This window comes from Thauera sp. SDU_THAU2 (assembly GCF_038260575.1).
Taxonomy (GTDB): Bacteria; Pseudomonadota; Gammaproteobacteria; order Burkholderiales; family Rhodocyclaceae; genus Thauera.
In genome coordinates, this window is the sequence record NZ_JBBWUN010000003.1 from 436,061 (window position 1) to 451,127 (window position 15,067).

General features: G+C 66.9%; 12 protein-coding genes. 3 read left to right on the forward strand and 9 right to left on the reverse strand.

Annotation, left to right across the window (positions count from 1 at the left end; all coding sequences use genetic code 11):
* Nucleotides 1–8: 8 nt before the first annotated feature.
* The 6 genes from AAFL97_RS03115 to AAFL97_RS03140 form a co-directional block, all read right to left on the reverse strand.
* On the reverse strand, nucleotides 9–587 hold the full coding sequence (locus AAFL97_RS03115) for a chalcone isomerase family protein (RefSeq protein WP_341643668.1): 579 nt from the start codon (nucleotides 585–587) through the stop codon (nucleotides 9–11).
* Nucleotides 588–674: 87 nt separating this feature from the next.
* Nucleotides 675–1,952, reverse strand: a complete 1,278-nt coding sequence (locus AAFL97_RS03120) for a glutamate-5-semialdehyde dehydrogenase (protein WP_341643669.1) — start codon at nucleotides 1,950–1,952, stop codon at nucleotides 675–677.
* Nucleotides 1,953–2,021: 69 nt separating this feature from the next.
* Nucleotides 2,022–3,032: a DNA polymerase III subunit delta gene (holA, locus tag AAFL97_RS03125; RefSeq protein ID WP_341643670.1), complete on the reverse strand. Its 1,011-nt coding sequence runs from the start codon at nucleotides 3,030–3,032 to the stop codon at nucleotides 2,022–2,024.
* A gap of 48 nt (nucleotides 3,033–3,080) precedes the next feature.
* Complete coding sequence (locus AAFL97_RS03130) at nucleotides 3,081–3,632, reverse strand: LPS-assembly lipoprotein LptE (RefSeq protein WP_341643671.1); 552 nt, start codon at nucleotides 3,630–3,632, stop codon at nucleotides 3,081–3,083.
* A 10-nt stretch (nucleotides 3,633–3,642) separates the two neighbouring features.
* A complete protein-coding gene (gene leuS / locus AAFL97_RS03135; protein WP_341643672.1) occupies nucleotides 3,643–6,264 on the reverse strand; it encodes a leucine--tRNA ligase in 2,622 nt (873 codons plus the stop codon).
* Between the two features lie 248 nt (nucleotides 6,265–6,512).
* On the reverse strand, nucleotides 6,513–6,845 hold the full coding sequence (locus AAFL97_RS03140; RefSeq protein WP_341643673.1) for a hypothetical protein: 333 nt from the start codon (nucleotides 6,843–6,845) through the stop codon (nucleotides 6,513–6,515).
* 351 nt (nucleotides 6,846–7,196) lie between these two features.
* Between AAFL97_RS03140 and AAFL97_RS03145 the strand changes: the two genes are divergently transcribed.
* Complete coding sequence (locus AAFL97_RS03145) at nucleotides 7,197–9,407, forward strand: UvrD-helicase domain-containing protein (RefSeq protein WP_341643674.1); 2,211 nt, start codon at nucleotides 7,197–7,199, stop codon at nucleotides 9,405–9,407.
* A 7-nt stretch (nucleotides 9,408–9,414) separates the two neighbouring features.
* Here the strand turns inward: AAFL97_RS03145 and AAFL97_RS03150 are convergent, their stop codons facing one another.
* Together AAFL97_RS03150 and AAFL97_RS03155 are read right to left on the reverse strand one after the other, a co-directional pair.
* Entirely contained in the window at nucleotides 9,415–10,008 is a 594-nt protein-coding gene (locus tag AAFL97_RS03150) for a glutathione S-transferase family protein (protein ID WP_341643675.1), read from the reverse strand.
* Nucleotides 10,005–10,493 carry a VOC family protein gene (locus AAFL97_RS03155; RefSeq protein WP_263463034.1) on the reverse strand — a complete coding sequence of 163 codons (489 nt, stop codon included), beginning with the start codon at nucleotides 10,491–10,493 and terminating at the stop codon, nucleotides 10,005–10,007. Before AAFL97_RS03155 ends, AAFL97_RS03150 begins: the two co-directional genes overlap by 4 nt.
* Before the next feature lie 116 nt (nucleotides 10,494–10,609).
* On the opposite strand from AAFL97_RS03155, the gene AAFL97_RS03160 reads away from it, so the two are divergent.
* Complete coding sequence (locus AAFL97_RS03160) at nucleotides 10,610–11,503, forward strand: LysR substrate-binding domain-containing protein (RefSeq protein WP_341643676.1); 894 nt, start codon at nucleotides 10,610–10,612, stop codon at nucleotides 11,501–11,503.
* 60 nt (nucleotides 11,504–11,563) lie between these two features.
* Here AAFL97_RS03160 and AAFL97_RS03165 read toward each other — a convergent pair whose 3' ends face one another.
* Entirely contained in the window at nucleotides 11,564–12,343 is a 780-nt protein-coding gene (locus AAFL97_RS03165) for a ParA family protein (protein ID WP_263463031.1), read from the reverse strand.
* A 304-nt stretch (nucleotides 12,344–12,647) separates the two neighbouring features.
* On the opposite strand from AAFL97_RS03165, the gene AAFL97_RS03170 reads away from it, so the two are divergent.
* Nucleotides 12,648–14,945, forward strand: a complete 2,298-nt coding sequence (locus tag AAFL97_RS03170) for an NADP-dependent malic enzyme (protein ID WP_341643677.1) — start codon at nucleotides 12,648–12,650, stop codon at nucleotides 14,943–14,945.
* Nucleotides 14,946–15,067 lie beyond the last annotated feature (122 nt).

Genomic DNA, 15,067 nt, shown 5'->3' on the forward strand with positions numbered 1-15,067 from the left:
CCTGCTGTCTATTGTGCGGGTTTCAGCAGGCTCGCCTTGAGGCCGGAGTCGGCCGGCCGCTCGCCCAGCCAGATGCGCAGCAGGGCGGGGTAGAAAGCCGGATCGCTTATGTCGCTGCTCTGCGGCTGGCCGTTGATCAGCAGGCGCGTCGCGCCGCTGGCGAGCCGGTCGAGGATCACTTCGGTGCCGGCCTTGGCTTCGCCGCTGCCCTGCACTGCGGCGAGCAGGGCGTCTGTGGAGGGCTTCAGTGCCGCGAGCGTTTCGTCGTCATGGTTGCGCTTCAGCCCGTCGAGCATCGCGTCGGCGAACTGCTTGCCGTCGAGGTCGCGGATCATGACGATGCGGATGCGCTTCTCGCCGCCGTCCTGCAGGATGTCGGCGCTGCTGGTGCTCGGGCTGCGCAGATAGAGCCCCATCGCATAGACCTTGAAGGTCAGCCGGGTGCGCAGGCCGGCGCCGTTCAGGCTCAGCGTGCCGTTGTCGACCTGGGTCTGCGGTGCGAAGTCGATGCCCGCCACTTCCACTGCCTGGGCGAGGCTGGCCGACAGCAAGGTGGCGGCCAGCAGGGTACGGACAAGTGCTTTCATCAGGGAAGGCTCCGTCAGAGCGCCCGGAAATCAGGCGCGACTCGGTTGCGTCACTCGCTTGTGTTTCAGTTTCGTCTTACTTGCGTCTTATTTGCGTGTCTCGCCGTTGCCGAACACGATCCACTTCTGGCTGGTCAGGCCTTCCAGCCCGACCGGGCCGCGAGCGTGGATCTTGTCGGTGGAAATGCCGATTTCCGCGCCCAGGCCGTATTCGAAGCCGTCGGCGAAGCGGGTGGAGGCATTGACCATCACCGAGGACGAATCCACCTCGCGCAGGAAGCGCATCGCGTGGCTGTAGTTCTCGGTGACGATCGCTTCGGTGTGGCCCGAACTGTAGCCGTTGATGTGGGCGATCGCCTCGTCGAGGCCGTCCACCAGCTTGATGGCGATGATCGGCGCCAGGTATTCCTCGCGCCAGTCGGCTTCGGTGGCGGCGACGAGCTTGGCGGCGTCGATGCCGGCTTCGCGCAGCAGCGCCAGCGAATCGGCGCAGCAGCGCATCTCGACGCCCTTGCCGGCCAGCATGCGGCCGATGTCGGCGAGGTAGATGTCGGCGACGCCGCGCGCGACCAGCAGCGATTCGGCGGTGTTGCAGGTGCCGTAGCGCTGGGTCTTGGAATTCTCGACGATGGGCACGACCTTGGCCGGGTCGGCTTCGTCGTCGATATAGACGTGGCAGTTGCCGTCGAGGTGCTTGATCACCGGCACGCGCGCGTCCCTGGAGATGCGCTCGATCAGGCCTTTGCCGCCGCGCGGCACGATGACGTCGACGAACTCGGGCATCGCGATCAGCGCACCCACGGCTTCGCGGTCGGTGGTCTCGACCACCTGCACCGCATGCTCGGGCAGGCCGGCGGCGAGCAGGCCGCTGCGCACGCAGGCGGCGATCGCCCGGTTGGCATTGATCGCCTCCTTGCCGCCGCGCAGGATCGCGGCGTTGCCGGACTTCAGGCACAGCGCGGCGGCGTCGGCGGTGACGTTGGGGCGGGCTTCGTAGATGATGCCGATCACGCCCAGCGGCACGCGCATCTTGCCGAGCTGGATGCCGGACGGGCGGCGCTTGATGTCGGTCATCTCGCCGACCGGGTCGGGTAGCGCGGCGACCTGTTCGAGGCCTTCGGCCATGGCTTCGACGCCCTTGTCGGTCAGCGTCAGGCGGTCGATCAGTGCGGGCTCGAGGCCGGCGGTGCGCGCTTCGGCGAGATCCTGCGCATTGGCGGCGAGCAGTGCCTCGCTACGGGCGCGGATCTCGGCGGCCATCGCCAGCAGCGCGGCGTTCTTGGTGGCGGTGGAGGCGGCGGCCAGCACGCGCGAAGCGGCACGGGCCTGGCGGCCGAGGGTCTGCATGTAGTTCTGGATGTCCATCGCGGTGTCTGGTGAGATGAGGGCGCGGCAGCCCAAAACCCAATTAAAACACCGAACGTCGCCCGCGGGCTATGTGCGGCGTGCCAGCCGCAGCGCCAGCTGCAGGAACTCGTCCCAGATGTCGCCGGCGACCAGGCCCTTGATCATGCGGTCGATGCGGGCGGCGTGCATCAGCGCCGCGCGCAGCGCGCCCTGGTTCAGGCGTCCCAGCGCGCGGCCGAGCGTCTGCTGGCGGCGCGGGTCGAAGATGCGTTCGGCCTTGAACAGCGCCGGCAACGGCTGGCCGGCGTCGCGTCCGGCGCACAGGCTGGCCAGCGTGCGGGTTTCGTTGGCCAGCGTCCACAGCACCAGCGGCGGCGCTGCGCCTTCGCCCTTGAGGCCTTCGAGCAGGCGCGCGCAGCGCGCCGGCTCACCTTCGGTCACGGCCTGGCGCAGCATGTCGATGTCGTAGCGGGCGACGTTGAGCACCGCCTCCCGCACCTGCTCCAGGTTCAATGGGCCTTCGGGGTGCAGCAGACCGAGCTTGAGGATCTCCTGGTGGGCGGCGAGCAGGTTGCCTTCGACGTGCTCGGCGATGAAGGCGAGGGCGTCGGCGCTGGCGGTCTGCTTCTGCGCGGCGAGCCGGCGGCCGATCCAGTCGGGCAGGCGCTCGCGTTCGGGCGCATTGAGTTCGACGCAGATGCCGGTTTCCGACACGGCCTTGAACCAGCCGGTCTTGCGCGCCTGCCAGTCGAGCTCGGGCAGCGTGATCAGCGTCAGGGTCTGCGCCGGCAGGCTGGCGGCGTAGCGCTGCAGCGCTTCGCCGCCGTCGCGGCCGGGCTTGCCGCCGGGAATGCGCAGGTCGATCAGCTTGGCACCGCCGAACAGCGACAGGTTGCCGGCGGCGAGCGCCAGCGCATCCCATTTGAAACCCTGGCCGACGACCAGGGTCTCGCGCTCCTCGAAGCCCTGCCGCTTCGCCGCGGCGCGGATCGCGTCGGCGGCTTCGAGCACCAGCAGCGGCTCGTCGCCGTGCAGCAGCCACAGCGGGGCGAGCGGCTTGTCGAGCTGGGCGGCAAGTTGGTCGGGGCGCAGATTCATGGCGCGTGAGCCGGACGCAGATTCACGGCGTGGTGCCGGTTCGGGCGTTCAGTGCGCGCGCTGCACGCTGGCGAGTCGGCGCATCAACTGTTGCAGCAGATCCTGCTGCATGTCGTTGTAGAGCAGGGTTTCTTCCTGCTCCTTGCCCAGCACCTGGGAGTCGTCGAAAGTGTATTCGCGCGCCGCCGAGATCGCCGTGGGTGGAAGCAGCACCGCGCCGCTCTTGTCGAGCAGCTGGAAGCGCAGCGTCTGCGTCAGTTGGTACTCGCGCACCTTGCCTGCGCCGGTCAGGCTGAGAATCTCGCGGCCGCGGTTGTTGGCGAGGATCTGCAGCCGGGCATCGGCCTTTGCAGGGTCGTCCACGACGGTGGTGCTGCCGGTGGTGGCGATCAGCCGGCGCAGGCTGGCGCCCAGTTCCGAAAGCTCGCTGGCATTGATGTGCACCGTGGCGAAATCCAGCTGCTGCGGGCCGCGCAGCTTGAAGCCGCAGCCCGACAGCAGCAGGCCGGCGAGGCCGGCACCGCCGAGCAGCAGGCGCCGCCGGTTGCGCGAGGGCATGGCGGCGGCGGCCGGCGGGGTGGGTATCGAAGCGTGGGGCATGGCCTTGTCCTCAGGCGACGATGTTGACCAGGCGGCCGGGCACGACGACCACTTTCCTGGCCGGCCGGCCTTCCATGAATTTCTGCGCCGCTTCGGAAGCCAGCGCGGCCGCTTCGATGGCGTCCTTGCCCGCATCGGCGGCCACGCGTACGCTGCCGCGCAGCTTGCCGTTGACCTGCAGCATCAGCTCGACCTCGTCCTGCACCAGCGCCGATTCGGCCGCTTCGGGCCACGGCGCGTCCAGGATGTCGTCGCCGAAGCCGCAGTCGCGCCACAGCACGTGGGCGATGTGCGGGCAGATCGGCGACAGCACGCGCAGCAGCATCGACAGGCCTTCGCCGGCCACTTCGGCGGCATCGGCACCGCTGCGTGGTGCCTTCTCCAGCGCGTTGAGCATCTTCATCGCGCCGGAGGCGACGGTGTTGAACTGCTGCTTGCCGAGGTCGTAGCCGACCTGCTTCAGCACCAGATGCAGCTCGCGGCGCAGCTCGGCCAGCTCGGCCGGCAGCTTGGCCGTGCCCAGCGTCGGGCTGGCCGGCAGCGCCGGGCGCAGCTCGGTGGCGTAGGCGTGGGCGAAGGACCACACCCGCTTCAGGAAGCGGTGCGCGCCTTCGACGCCGGCGTCGTTCCATTCCAGCGTCTGTTCCGGCGGGCTGGCGAACATCATGAAGAAGCGCGCGGTGTCGGCGCCGTACTGCTCGATCAGGGCCTGCGGGTCCACGCCGTTGTTCTTCGACTTCGACATCGTCGTCAGTTCGTGCTCGAGCACGGTGCCGTCGGCCTTCAGCCGGCCGCCGGTGATCTGGCCCTTGGCGTCGCGGACGACCTCGACCTCGCTTTCCCAGTAGTAGTTCTTGCCGCCGCCTTCCGGCTTGTGCAGCCAGGCGTTGTTCAGCACCATGCCCTGGGTCAGCAGGCGGGCGAAGGGCTCCTTGACCGTGGCCAGGCCCATGTCGCGCATCACCTTGGTCCAGAAGCGCGAATACAGCAGGTGCAGGATGGCGTGCTCGATGCCGCCGATGTACTGGTCCACCGGCATCCAGTAGCCGGCGCGCTCGTCGACCATGGCCTTGTCATTGCCGGCCGAGCAGTAGCGGGCGTAGTACCAGCTCGAATCGACGAAAGTGTCCATGGTGTCGGTTTCGCGCTTCGCCGCCGCGCCGCATTTCGGGCAGGCGACGTCGATGAAGTCGCTGCGCTTGAGCAGCGGGTTGCCCGAACCATCGGGGATGCAGTCTTCCGGCAGCACCACCGGCAGTTGCTCGTTGGGCACCGGCACGTCGCCGCAGTGCTCGCAGTGGATGATCGGGATCGGGCAGCCCCAGTAGCGCTGGCGCGACACGCCCCAGTCGCGCAGGCGCCACTGGACCTTCTTCTCGCCGCCGGCGGCGGCGAGGTCGGCGGCGATCGCTTCGATCGCGTCGGCGTAGCCGAGGCCGTCGTAGCGGCCGCTATTGACGCAGATCCCGTCCTTGGAGCCGTACCAGTCGGCCCAGGCCGCGGTCGAGAAAGCGTTGTCGCCGACGGCGATGACCTGCTTGATCGGCAGGCCGTACTTCAGCGCGAAGCCGAAGTCGCGCTCGTCGTGCGCCGGCACGCCCATCACCGCGCCGTCGCCATAGCTCATCAGCACGTAGTTGCCGACCCACAGCGGCACGCGCTCGCCGGTCAGCGGGTGGACGACGCTCAGGCCGGTGGGCAGGCCTTCCTTCTCCATCGTCGCCATGTCGGCTTCCATCACCGAGCCGTGCTTGCACTTCTCGATGAAGGCGGCCAGTTCCGGGTTGTCGCGCGCGGCCTGCGTCGCCAGCGGGTGCTCGGCGGCGACCGCGCAGAAGGTGACGCCCATGATGGTGTCGGCGCGGGTGGTGAACACCCACAGCCTGCCGTCGCCGATCAGCTCGCCGGTCTCGTCGCGGACCTCGTGGCCGAAGGCGAAGCGCACGCCGGTGCTCTTGCCGATCCAGTTCGCCTGCATGGTCCTGACCCGCTCGGGCCAGCCGTCGAGTTCGTCGAGGTCGCCCAGCAGCTCTTCGGCGTATTGGGTGATGGCCAGGTAGTAGCCGGGAATCTCACGCTTTTCGACCACCGCGCCGGTGCGCCAGCCGCGGCCGTCGATGACCTGTTCGTTGGCGAGCACGGTCTGGTCGACCGGGTCCCAGTTGACCACCTGGGTCTTCTTGTAGGCGATGCCTTTTTCCAGCATGCGCAGGAACAGCCACTGGTTCCACTTGTAGTAGTCCGGCTGGCAGGTGGCGAGCTCGCGGCTCCAGTCGATGGCGAAGCCGAGCGACTGCAGCTGCTGCTTCATGTAGGCGATGTTGTCGTAGGTCCACTTCGCCGGCGGCACCTTGTTCTTGATCGCGGCGTTCTCGGCCGGCAGGCCGAAGGCGTCCCAGCCCATCGGCTGCAGCACGTTGTAGCCCTTCATGCGGTGGAAGCGCGCGAGCACGTCGCCGATGGTGTAGTTGCGCACGTGCCCCATGTGCAGCTTGCCCGACGGGTAGGGGAACATCGACAGGCAGTAGTACTTGGGCCTGCTCGCGTCTTCGGTCGCACGGAAGGCGTCGGTGGAGTCCCAGTGCTGCTGGGCGGCCGCCTCGACGGCGGCGGGCTGGTATTTGTCCTGCATGGGTGTGCGTGCGGGCTCGGAAGCGTTGGAAACGCGCGAGATACCGCGAAGCCGGGGCCGGCCGCGAAGCGGGGCGGGCCAGCGGCGCCGGCATCATGCAGACAAAAAAATGGCACCCCGCCAAAGCGGGATGCCGAATCTCCATTGAAGGAGAGGGAGGGAGACGGGAGTGTGCGGCCTGGGGCCGCGCACGGAGTTCGAGGTCCCGGTGCGATCGGGTCGCACCGGTCGAGTCAGGACAGTGGGCGTCAGGCAGCCCGGCGCGGGAAGCCTGCGTGGCGCTGGCGCTGCCAACTGGCATTGAGGGCCGAGCACATGTCTTCCATCGCCAGCAAGGGCAGGCGCCACATGCGGTTGTGGCTGCGGACGAAGGGCAGTACCTGCGGCGCGCACAAGGTGTTGCGTTCCTTGTCGAGCAGGGCCAGGAAACTGTCCATGCAGGCGCCCCAGTATTCCGAATTGCCGACCCAGCCGGTCTCGGCGGTGGCTTCACGCACGGCCTTGTGCCACAGGGCCTCGGCGCGCTCGGTCGAGACACCCGCCTTGCGGGCGTACCACGGAAGCAGTTTGGGTGTTTTCATGATGTTTTCTCCTGTACGCCGGGTCACGGCGTCGAGCTCTCGACGGTCTTGTGGACCGTGCGTCGAGCTATGTTGTGCCGCAGCACTCGGCTGCGGCGGCTCTCTGTGGTTGATTTTATGGTTGATTAGGCGGATCGATCGTGAAATGGTTCCGCTGTCACCAACAAATTTGCTGCTTCGCACAACTCAAAAATAGCGATCGGAACCCTGCTTGGCAAGCCGTGTGTTGTTGCAATGCAACATCAGCTTGTCACGCCATTTTCTGCCAGGCCTGCGGGCAGGGGCCGGCCGTGCCCGAATCGATCGCACCGCGGCTCCGCATTACAATGCACGGCCTTGCAAGGAGCGCCGATGTCCAACCTGCTCGCCAATCTCAATACCGAACAACTGCAGGCCGTCAGCCTGCCGCCGCAACACGCCCTGATCCTGGCAGGCGCCGGCTCGGGCAAGACGCGGGTGCTGACGACCCGCATCGCCTGGCTGATCCAGTCCGGCCAGGTCGATCCGGCCGGCATCCTGGCGGTTACATTCACCAACAAGGCGGCCAAGGAAATGCTCGCCCGCCTGACGGCGATGCTGCCGGTGAACACCCGCGGCATGTGGATCGGCACTTTCCACGGCCTGGCCAATCGCCTGCTGCGTGCGCACCACCGCGATGCCGGGCTGCCGCAGCTGTTCCAGATCCTGGACTCGGGCGACCAGCTTGCCGCGATCAAACGCCTGCTGAAGACGCTGAACGTCGACGACGAGAAATTCCCGCCGCGCGAGCTGCAGCACTTCATCAACGGCCAGAAGGAAGCCGGGCTTCGCCCGCATGCGGTCGAGGCCTGGGACGACTACACCCGGCTGCGCGTCCAGCTTTACCAGGAGTATGAAGCACAGTGCCAGCGTGAGTCTGTTGTGGATTTCGCGGAGCTGCTGCTGCGCAGCTACGAGCTGCTCGAACGCAACGAGCCGCTGCGCCGTCATTACCAGCGCCGTTTCCGCCACATCCTGGTCGATGAATTTCAGGACACCAACCGCCTGCAGTACCGCTGGCTGAAGCAGTTCGCCGACGAAGGGCGCGAAGGCGGCGCGGCGATGTTCTGCGTCGGCGACGACGACCAGAGCATCTACCGCTTCCGCGGCGCCGAAGTGGGCAACATGCGCGACTTCGAGCGCGAGTTCCGCGTGCAGAACGTGATCCGGCTGGAGCAGAACTACCGTTCGCACAGCAACATCCTCGATGCCGCCAACGCCATCATCCGCCACAACAGCAACCGGCTCGGCAAGAACCTGTGGACCGACCAGGGCGCGGGCGAGCCGATCCGGGTGTTCGAATCCTATTCTGACGGAGACGAGGCGCGCTGGGTCGTCGAGGAGATCCAGTCGCTGGTGCGCGATGGCGCCCAGCGCAGCGAGATCGCGCTGCTGTACCGTTCGAACGCGCAGTCGCGGGTGCTGGAGCACCAGCTGTTCTCGGCCGGCATTCCCTACCGCGTTTATGGCGGCCTGCGCTTCTTCGAGCGCCAGGAGATCAAGCACGCGCTCGCCTACCTGCGCCTGATCGCCAACCCGGACGACGACACTTCGTTCGCCCGCGTGGTCAATTTCCCCACCCGCGGCATCGGCGCACGCACGCTGGAAGTGCTGGGCGACGCCGCGCGCACCTGGAACTCCAGCCTGTATGCCGCGGTGCCGCATCTTTCCGGCAAACCGGGGACGGTGCTCGGCCAGTTCGTGCGCCTGATCGAGGACATGCGGCGCGACACGACCAGCCTGCCACTGCCGGAACTGGTCGACCACGTGCTGGACATCAGCGGCCTGCGTGCGCACTACAAGGCCGACAAGGAAGGCCAGGAGCGGCTGGAGAACCTGGACGAACTGGTGAGCGCCGCGGCCAACTTCCTTGCCGAGTTCCAGCCTGCAGAAGAGGCCGGGCAGGTACAGGATCACGCCTTGCTGGCCGACTTCCTCGCCCATGCCTCGCTCGAGGCGGGCGACCACCAGGCCGACCAGGGCGCCGACGCGGTGCAACTGATGACGGTGCATTCGGCCAAGGGGCTGGAGTTCAACGTCGTCTTCCTGTCCGGGCTGGAAGAGGGCCTGTTCCCGCACGAGAACAGCATCCTCGAGACCGACGGCCTGGAGGAAGAGCGCCGCTTGATGTATGTCGCGGTGACGCGGGCGCGCGAGCGGCTGTATCTGTCCTTCGCCCAGAGCCGCATGCTGCACGGTCAGACGCGCTACAACCTGCGCTCGCGCTTCCTCGAGGAGATTCCCGCCGAACTGACGAAATGGCTGACGCCGCCCAGCCCGCGTTCGGCGGCGGGCGGCGCGACGGGCGGTGCCGGCGGCGGCTACTTCAAGCCGTCCGCCGCTTCCGCCCAGATGGCGCGTCCGGCCTCCGCTGCCTTGCCCAATGGCCTGCGCATCGGCCAGACGGTCAACCACGCCCGCTTCGGCCAAGGCGTGATCGTCGCCGCCGAGGGCAGCGGCAGCGACGCCAAGGTGCAGATCAACTTCGGCTCGGCCGGCATGAAATGGCTGCTGCTGGCAGTGGCGAAGCTGGATCCGGCCTGAGCTGCGCTCAGGTGCCGGGCATCGCGAGATAACCCGGCAGGCGCTTGACGCGCTCGATCCAGCGCAGGATGTTGGGGTAGGGCGCCAGCTCGATGCCGCCTTCCGGCGCCAGCGCGACATAGGGGAACACCGCGCAGTCGGCGATGGTCGGGCGCGACAGCGCCAGCCAGTCCCGCTCGGCGAGATGGGCGTCGAGCAGCGGCAGGATGCGGGCGGCCTTGGCCAGGGTGCCGGCCTTGTCGATGGCGTAGCCGAACTTGTCCACCAGGCGGGCGGACGCGGGGCCATGCTGGATTTCGTTCGCCGCGGTGGACAGCCATTGCACGATCTCGGCCTGCAGATGAGCTTCGGCCGGCCACCATGCCGCGCCGCCGTAAGTGCCGGCGAGGTGGACCAGGATGGCCTGCGAATCGCGCAGCACCCGCTCGCCGTCGACCAGGATGGGCAGTTCGCCCCAGGGATTGAGTTCGGTCAGCGGCGGGCGCTTGTGTTCGCCGCCGAGGAAATCGACCGGCACGATCTCCAGCTCGATGTTCGCCAGTGCCGCGAACAGCCTGACCTTGTAGCAATTGCCGGACAGTTCCAGATCGTAGAGTTTCATGTTCTGTCTCCTTCGGGGTGGTCCATCAGTTGGTTGAATTCGAGCACGTTGCCGTCCGGGTCGCGGATGAACAGCGCGATGCGGCGCGGGCCGATGTGATGCGGCCCTTCGGTGACGGCGATGCGTCGCTGGTGCAGCCAGGCCTGCAGTGCGCCGAGGTCGTCCACGATGAAAGCCGGATGGGTCATGCCCGGCAGCTTGACGGGTTCGTCGAGCAGCACGTTGCGCGCATCGGGCCGGCGCGCGGCATTGAAGATCAGGTTGATGCGCACGCCGTCCGGGCTCAGCATCTCGTTGGCTTCGTGCTCGGGAAAGCGCAGGCTTTCGGCAAAGCCGAGCGCCTGGTAGAAATCGAGCGCGCGGCGGCGGTCGCTGACGCGGATGCCGACATGGTCGTAGGCCAGGATGCGGGCCGGGCAGCGCGCCGCGCCGGGCGGCGACGGGATGCTCGGTGGGGGGACGATCGGGGAAGCGGCTGCGTTCATGTCGAGAATCGGCGGCGGTGTCGGGACGGGAACGAGTGTCGGCGCCCTGGCGTGTGCCATCAATGCCGCCGGGCTGACAACACCATTGCGTTCGACGCACAAATGAAAGGCGAGCGATGGACAAACTGAAAGCGATGGCAACCTTCGTGCGCATCGTCGAGGCCGGCAGCCTGAGTGCGGCTGCAGGGGCGTCGGGGCAGTCTGCCGCGTCGGTGGTGCGCAGCCTGGCGGCGCTGGAAAAACACCTCGGCGTGCGCCTGCTGAACCGCAATACCCGGCGCCTGGCCTTGACCGACGAGGGGACGGAATTCCTCGCCTGGAGCCGCCGCATCCTGGCCGAGTTCGACGAGATCGAGCACAGCTTCGATGCGCGCCGGCACAGCCCCGGCGGCCTGCTGCGCCTGACCGCGCCGGTCGAGTTCGGCCGCCGCCATGTCGCGCCGCTGGTCAATGCCTTCCTGGCGCAGCATCCGGCGATGCGGGTGGAACTGATCCTGCTCGACCGCATGGTCGATCTGCTGGAAGAAGGGCTGGACCTCGCCGTCAGGATCGGACAATTGCCCGATTCGTCGATGGTGGCGGTGCCGCTGGGCAGGACGCGGCATGTGGTGTGTGCCAGCCCGGACTACCTGCGTGCGGCCGGGCAGCTTCCGCACCCATCCGCGTTGTGCGAACATGACTGCATCGTCTTCGCCCAGCAGGGAGGAGAGTGGCATTTCATCGACGGCGGCGAGGCCCTGACCGTGCCCGTGCCGGCTCGCCTGGGCACCAACCAGGTCCAGGCTGCCAGCCTGGCCTGCGTGCAGGGGCTCGGCATCGCCCGGCTGCTGCATTACCAGGTCGCCGCCGAACTGGCCGACGGGCAACTGGTCCGCCTGCTGCGGGAATTCGAGCCGCCCGAGCTGCCGGTGCAACTGGTGTATCCGCATTCGCGGCTGCTGTCGTCCCGGGTGCGCTCGTTCATCGACTGGATGGCCGGGCGGCTGCGGATTCCCGACCCCGGGGTCTGAGACGGTGGGCGCCGGCACCCCTTGCCATCGGAAGCAGGGGCTCTTTGCCTCTCCGTGCCGTCAGGCGCCGTACTTGCGCGCCAGGGTGTCGTGCAGGGCGACGAATTCCTGCGACAGCTTGTGCTTGGGATCGAGGTGGATCATCGGCTTCGCCTGCTCGTGCGACTCCTTGATCCTGACCGAGGCGGACAGATAAGGCTGCAGCACCGGCAGGCCTTCGTCGATCAGTTCCTGCACCACTTTCTGCGGCAGGCTGGCACGCGGCTGGAACTGGTTGACGACGATGCCTTCGACCTGCAGCTCGCGGTTGTGGTCGGATTTGATCTCCTGCACGTTCTCCAGCAGCGAATACAGCGCTTTGCGCGAGAATTCGTCGCAATCGAACGGGATCAGGCAGGCATCGGCAGCGATCAGCGCCGAGCGGGTGAAGAAGTTCAGGGCCGGCGGCGTGTCGATGAAGACGCAGTCGAAATCGTCCGCCAGCTCTTCGAGCGCATCGCGCAGTTTGTAGATCTTGTAGCGCGACTCCAGCTTGCCCTGCAGTTCTTCGAGCAGCGGGTGCGAGGGCATCACGTGCAGGTGCTCGAAGGGCGTGGCGACGACGAAGTCGGAAGTGTCACGCGGGTTGAGCTTGAAGTTCAGCGTCTGGTCGAAGAAGTCGGCCAGCGTGGCATCCAGATCCTCGGCCGAGGCGCCGAGCAGGTACTGGGTGGAATTGCCCTGCGGGTCCAGGTCGACGACCAGCGTGCGCTTGCCCTGCTGGGCGCTGATTGCCGCCAGATTGCAGGTGATGGTCGACTTGCCCACGCCGCCTTTCTGATTGAATACCACGCGTCGCATTCTTCGCTCCCTCGGTCGGAGCCCGCATTCTGCCAAAAAGCGGCATGGGAAGGGGGTTTGCGGATAGTGGATATCAGTAAAACCCCTGTGTCAAAGGCCTGTGCGCTGCGCTAAACTTCCGCGACGTCGATTTCCGGGCGTCCCGCGACCGACAAGAGCGGCCGGTGGGGTGGAGCGCCGAACAACAAGAACGAGCCTGTCCGGATGGCGGAACCGCGTGCGCTTTTCCCGGGCAGCGCGATACGGCGGGCGGCAGCGCTCGCCACGGCTCACAAAACACACTCATTCCAAGAGGGGACCAAACATGGATCAGGATTTCATCGCTGCTGCGCTCGATTACCACCGTTCGCCGACGCGGGGCAAGATTTCGGTCGTCCCGACCAAGGGCCTGACCAACCAGCGCGATCTCGCGCTGGCCTATTCGCCCGGCGTGGCCGCGGCCTGCGATGCGATCGTCGCCGATCCGGCCGAAGCCTTCGAACTGACCAGCCGCGGCAACCTGGTGGCCGTGGTCACCAACGGCACCGCGGTGCTTGGCTTGGGCAACATCGGCCCGCTGGCGTCCAAGCCGGTCATGGAAGGCAAGGGCTGCCTGTTCAAGAAGTTCGCCAACATCGACGTCTTCGACATCGAACTGGCCGAGAACGACCCCGACAAGCTGATCGACATCATCGCCTCGCTCGAGCCGACGCTGGGCGGCATCAACCTGGAAGACATCAAGGCGCCGGAGTGCTTCTACATCGAGAAGAAGCTGCGCGAGCGCATGAAGATCCCGGTCTTCCACGACGACCAGCACGGCACCGCGATCATCTCGGCCTCCGGCCTGATCAACGGCCTGAAGGTGGTGGGCAAGGACATCGCCGAGGTCAAGCTGGTGTGCTCCGGCGCCGGCGCGGCCGCCATCGCCTGCCTCGACCTGATGGTCAGCGTCGGCCTCAGGCGCGAGAACATCTACGTCTGCGACTCCAAGGGCGTGATCTACGAAGGCCGCGAGGCCAACATGGAGCCGACCAAGGCCCGTTACGCGCAGCAGACCGATGCCCGCACGCTGGGCGAAGTGATCGAGGGCGCCGACATCTTCCTCGGCCTGTCGACCGCCGGCGTGCTGAAGCCCGAAATGGTGGCGAGGATGGCCGACAAGCCGCTGATCTTCGCGCTTGCCAACCCGAACCCCGAGATTCTGCCGGCCGATGCCAAGGCCGTGCGTCCCGACTGCATCGTCGCCACCGGCCGTTCGGACTTCCCGAACCAGGTCAATAACGTACTGTGCTTCCCCTTCATCTTCCGCGGTGCGCTCGACGTCGGCGCGACCACGATCAACGAGGAGATGAAGCTCGCCTGCGTGAAGGCGATCGCCGAACTGGCCGAGGCCGAAGCGAGCGACGTCGTTGCCAGCGCCTACGGTGGCCAGGAACTGAGCTTCGGCCCCGAATACATCATTCCCAAGCCCTTCGATCCGCGCCTGATCGTCAAGATCGCGCCGGCGGTGGCGAAGGCTGCGATGGATTCGGGCGTGGCGACCAAGCCGATCGAGGATTTCGACGCCTACGTGTCGGGCCTGAACGCCTTCGTCTATCAGTCCGGCATGGTCATGAAGCCGGTGTTCTCCGCCGCCAAGCGGGTGCCGATCGAGCAGAAGCGCGTGATCTACGCCGAAGGCGAAGAGGAACGCGTACTGCATGCGGTGCGTGTGGTGCTCGACGAAGGGCTGGCGCGGCCGATCCTGATCGGGCGCCCGGAAGTGATCGAGATGCGGATCAAGAAGATCGGCCTCAACCTCGTGCCCGAACGCGATTTCGACATCGTCAATTCGGAGTCCGATCCGCGCTATCGCGAACTGTGGACCGAGTACTACCAGTTGATGAGCCGCGACGGCGTCACGCCCGAACTGGCCAAGGCCAAGATCCGGCGCGACACCACGCTGATCGGCGCCATGCTGCTGCGCCGTGGCGATGCCGACGCGCTGGTGTGCGGCACTTTCGGCTCCTACGATTACCACCTGAAGCAGGTCGGGGATGTCATCGGTCTGGCGCCCGGCGCCAAGCAGTTCGCGGCGATGAACCTGCTGCTGCTGACCAAGCGCATGCTCGCGATCACGGACACCTACGTCAACGAGAATCCGAGCGCCGAAGAGGTGGCCGACATTGCGCTGATGGCGGCCAACGAATTGCGCCGCTTCGGTATCGAACCCGGCGTCGCGCTGCTGTCGCATTCCAGCTTCGGCAGCTCGACTTCGGCGTCGGCACGCAAGATGCGCCGTGCCTGCGAGATCCTGCGCGAAACCGCTCCCGACCTGAATCTCGATGGCGAGATGCACGGCGATGCGGCGCTGTCCGAGGAAATCCGCGACAACCTGCACCCGGATTCGCGCCTCAAGGGCGAAGCCAACCTGCTGGTGATGCCCAACCTCGACGCCGCCAACATCTCCTTCAACCTGATGAAGATCGCCAACGGCGACGGTGTGTCGGTGGGGCCGATCCTGCTCGGCGCGGCCAAGCCGGTGCATATCGTGACGCCTTCGGCGACGGTGCGCCGCCTGGTCAACATGACCGCCCTGGCGGTGGTGGACGCACAGGCCTCGCGCGCCGAACAGGCGGGCTGAAGCTGCCGGGCGCCATCTTCGCGGGTGGCGCCCCCGCAGCTATTCGATCAACTACCGAAAACGTGCCCATCCGGCACTGTCCATGTTGCCCCGCCGAGCTTCGAAGACGTTTCATGCCCCGA

What these genes read in the sequence shown, in the direction of transcription:
- leuS (WP_341643672.1), bottom strand. Translation starts at nt 6,264, where the DNA reads ATGCAGGACAAATACCAGCCCGCCGCCGTCGAGGCGGCCGCCCAGCAG.
- AAFL97_RS03130 (WP_341643671.1), bottom strand. Translation starts at nt 3,632, where the DNA reads ATGCCCCACGCTTCGATACCCACCCCGCCGGCCGCCGCCGCCATGCCC.
- AAFL97_RS03165 (WP_263463031.1), bottom strand. Translation starts at nt 12,343, where the DNA reads ATGCGACGCGTGGTATTCAATCAGAAAGGCGGCGTGGGCAAGTCGACC.
- AAFL97_RS03160 (WP_341643676.1), top strand. Translation starts at nt 10,610, where the DNA reads ATGGACAAACTGAAAGCGATGGCAACCTTCGTGCGCATCGTCGAGGCC.
- AAFL97_RS03145 (WP_341643674.1), top strand. Translation starts at nt 7,197, where the DNA reads ATGTCCAACCTGCTCGCCAATCTCAATACCGAACAACTGCAGGCCGTC.
- AAFL97_RS03115 (WP_341643668.1), bottom strand. Translation starts at nt 587, where the DNA reads ATGAAAGCACTTGTCCGTACCCTGCTGGCCGCCACCTTGCTGTCGGCC.
- holA (WP_341643670.1), bottom strand. Translation starts at nt 3,032, where the DNA reads ATGAATCTGCGCCCCGACCAACTTGCCGCCCAGCTCGACAAGCCGCTC.
- AAFL97_RS03140 (WP_341643673.1), bottom strand. Translation starts at nt 6,845, where the DNA reads ATGAAAACACCCAAACTGCTTCCGTGGTACGCCCGCAAGGCGGGTGTC.
- AAFL97_RS03120 (WP_341643669.1), bottom strand. Translation starts at nt 1,952, where the DNA reads ATGGACATCCAGAACTACATGCAGACCCTCGGCCGCCAGGCCCGTGCC.
- AAFL97_RS03150 (WP_341643675.1), bottom strand. Translation starts at nt 10,008, where the DNA reads ATGAAACTCTACGATCTGGAACTGTCCGGCAATTGCTACAAGGTCAGG.
- AAFL97_RS03155 (WP_263463034.1), bottom strand. Translation starts at nt 10,493, where the DNA reads ATGAACGCAGCCGCTTCCCCGATCGTCCCCCCACCGAGCATCCCGTCG.
- AAFL97_RS03170 (WP_341643677.1), top strand. Translation starts at nt 12,648, where the DNA reads ATGGATCAGGATTTCATCGCTGCTGCGCTCGATTACCACCGTTCGCCG.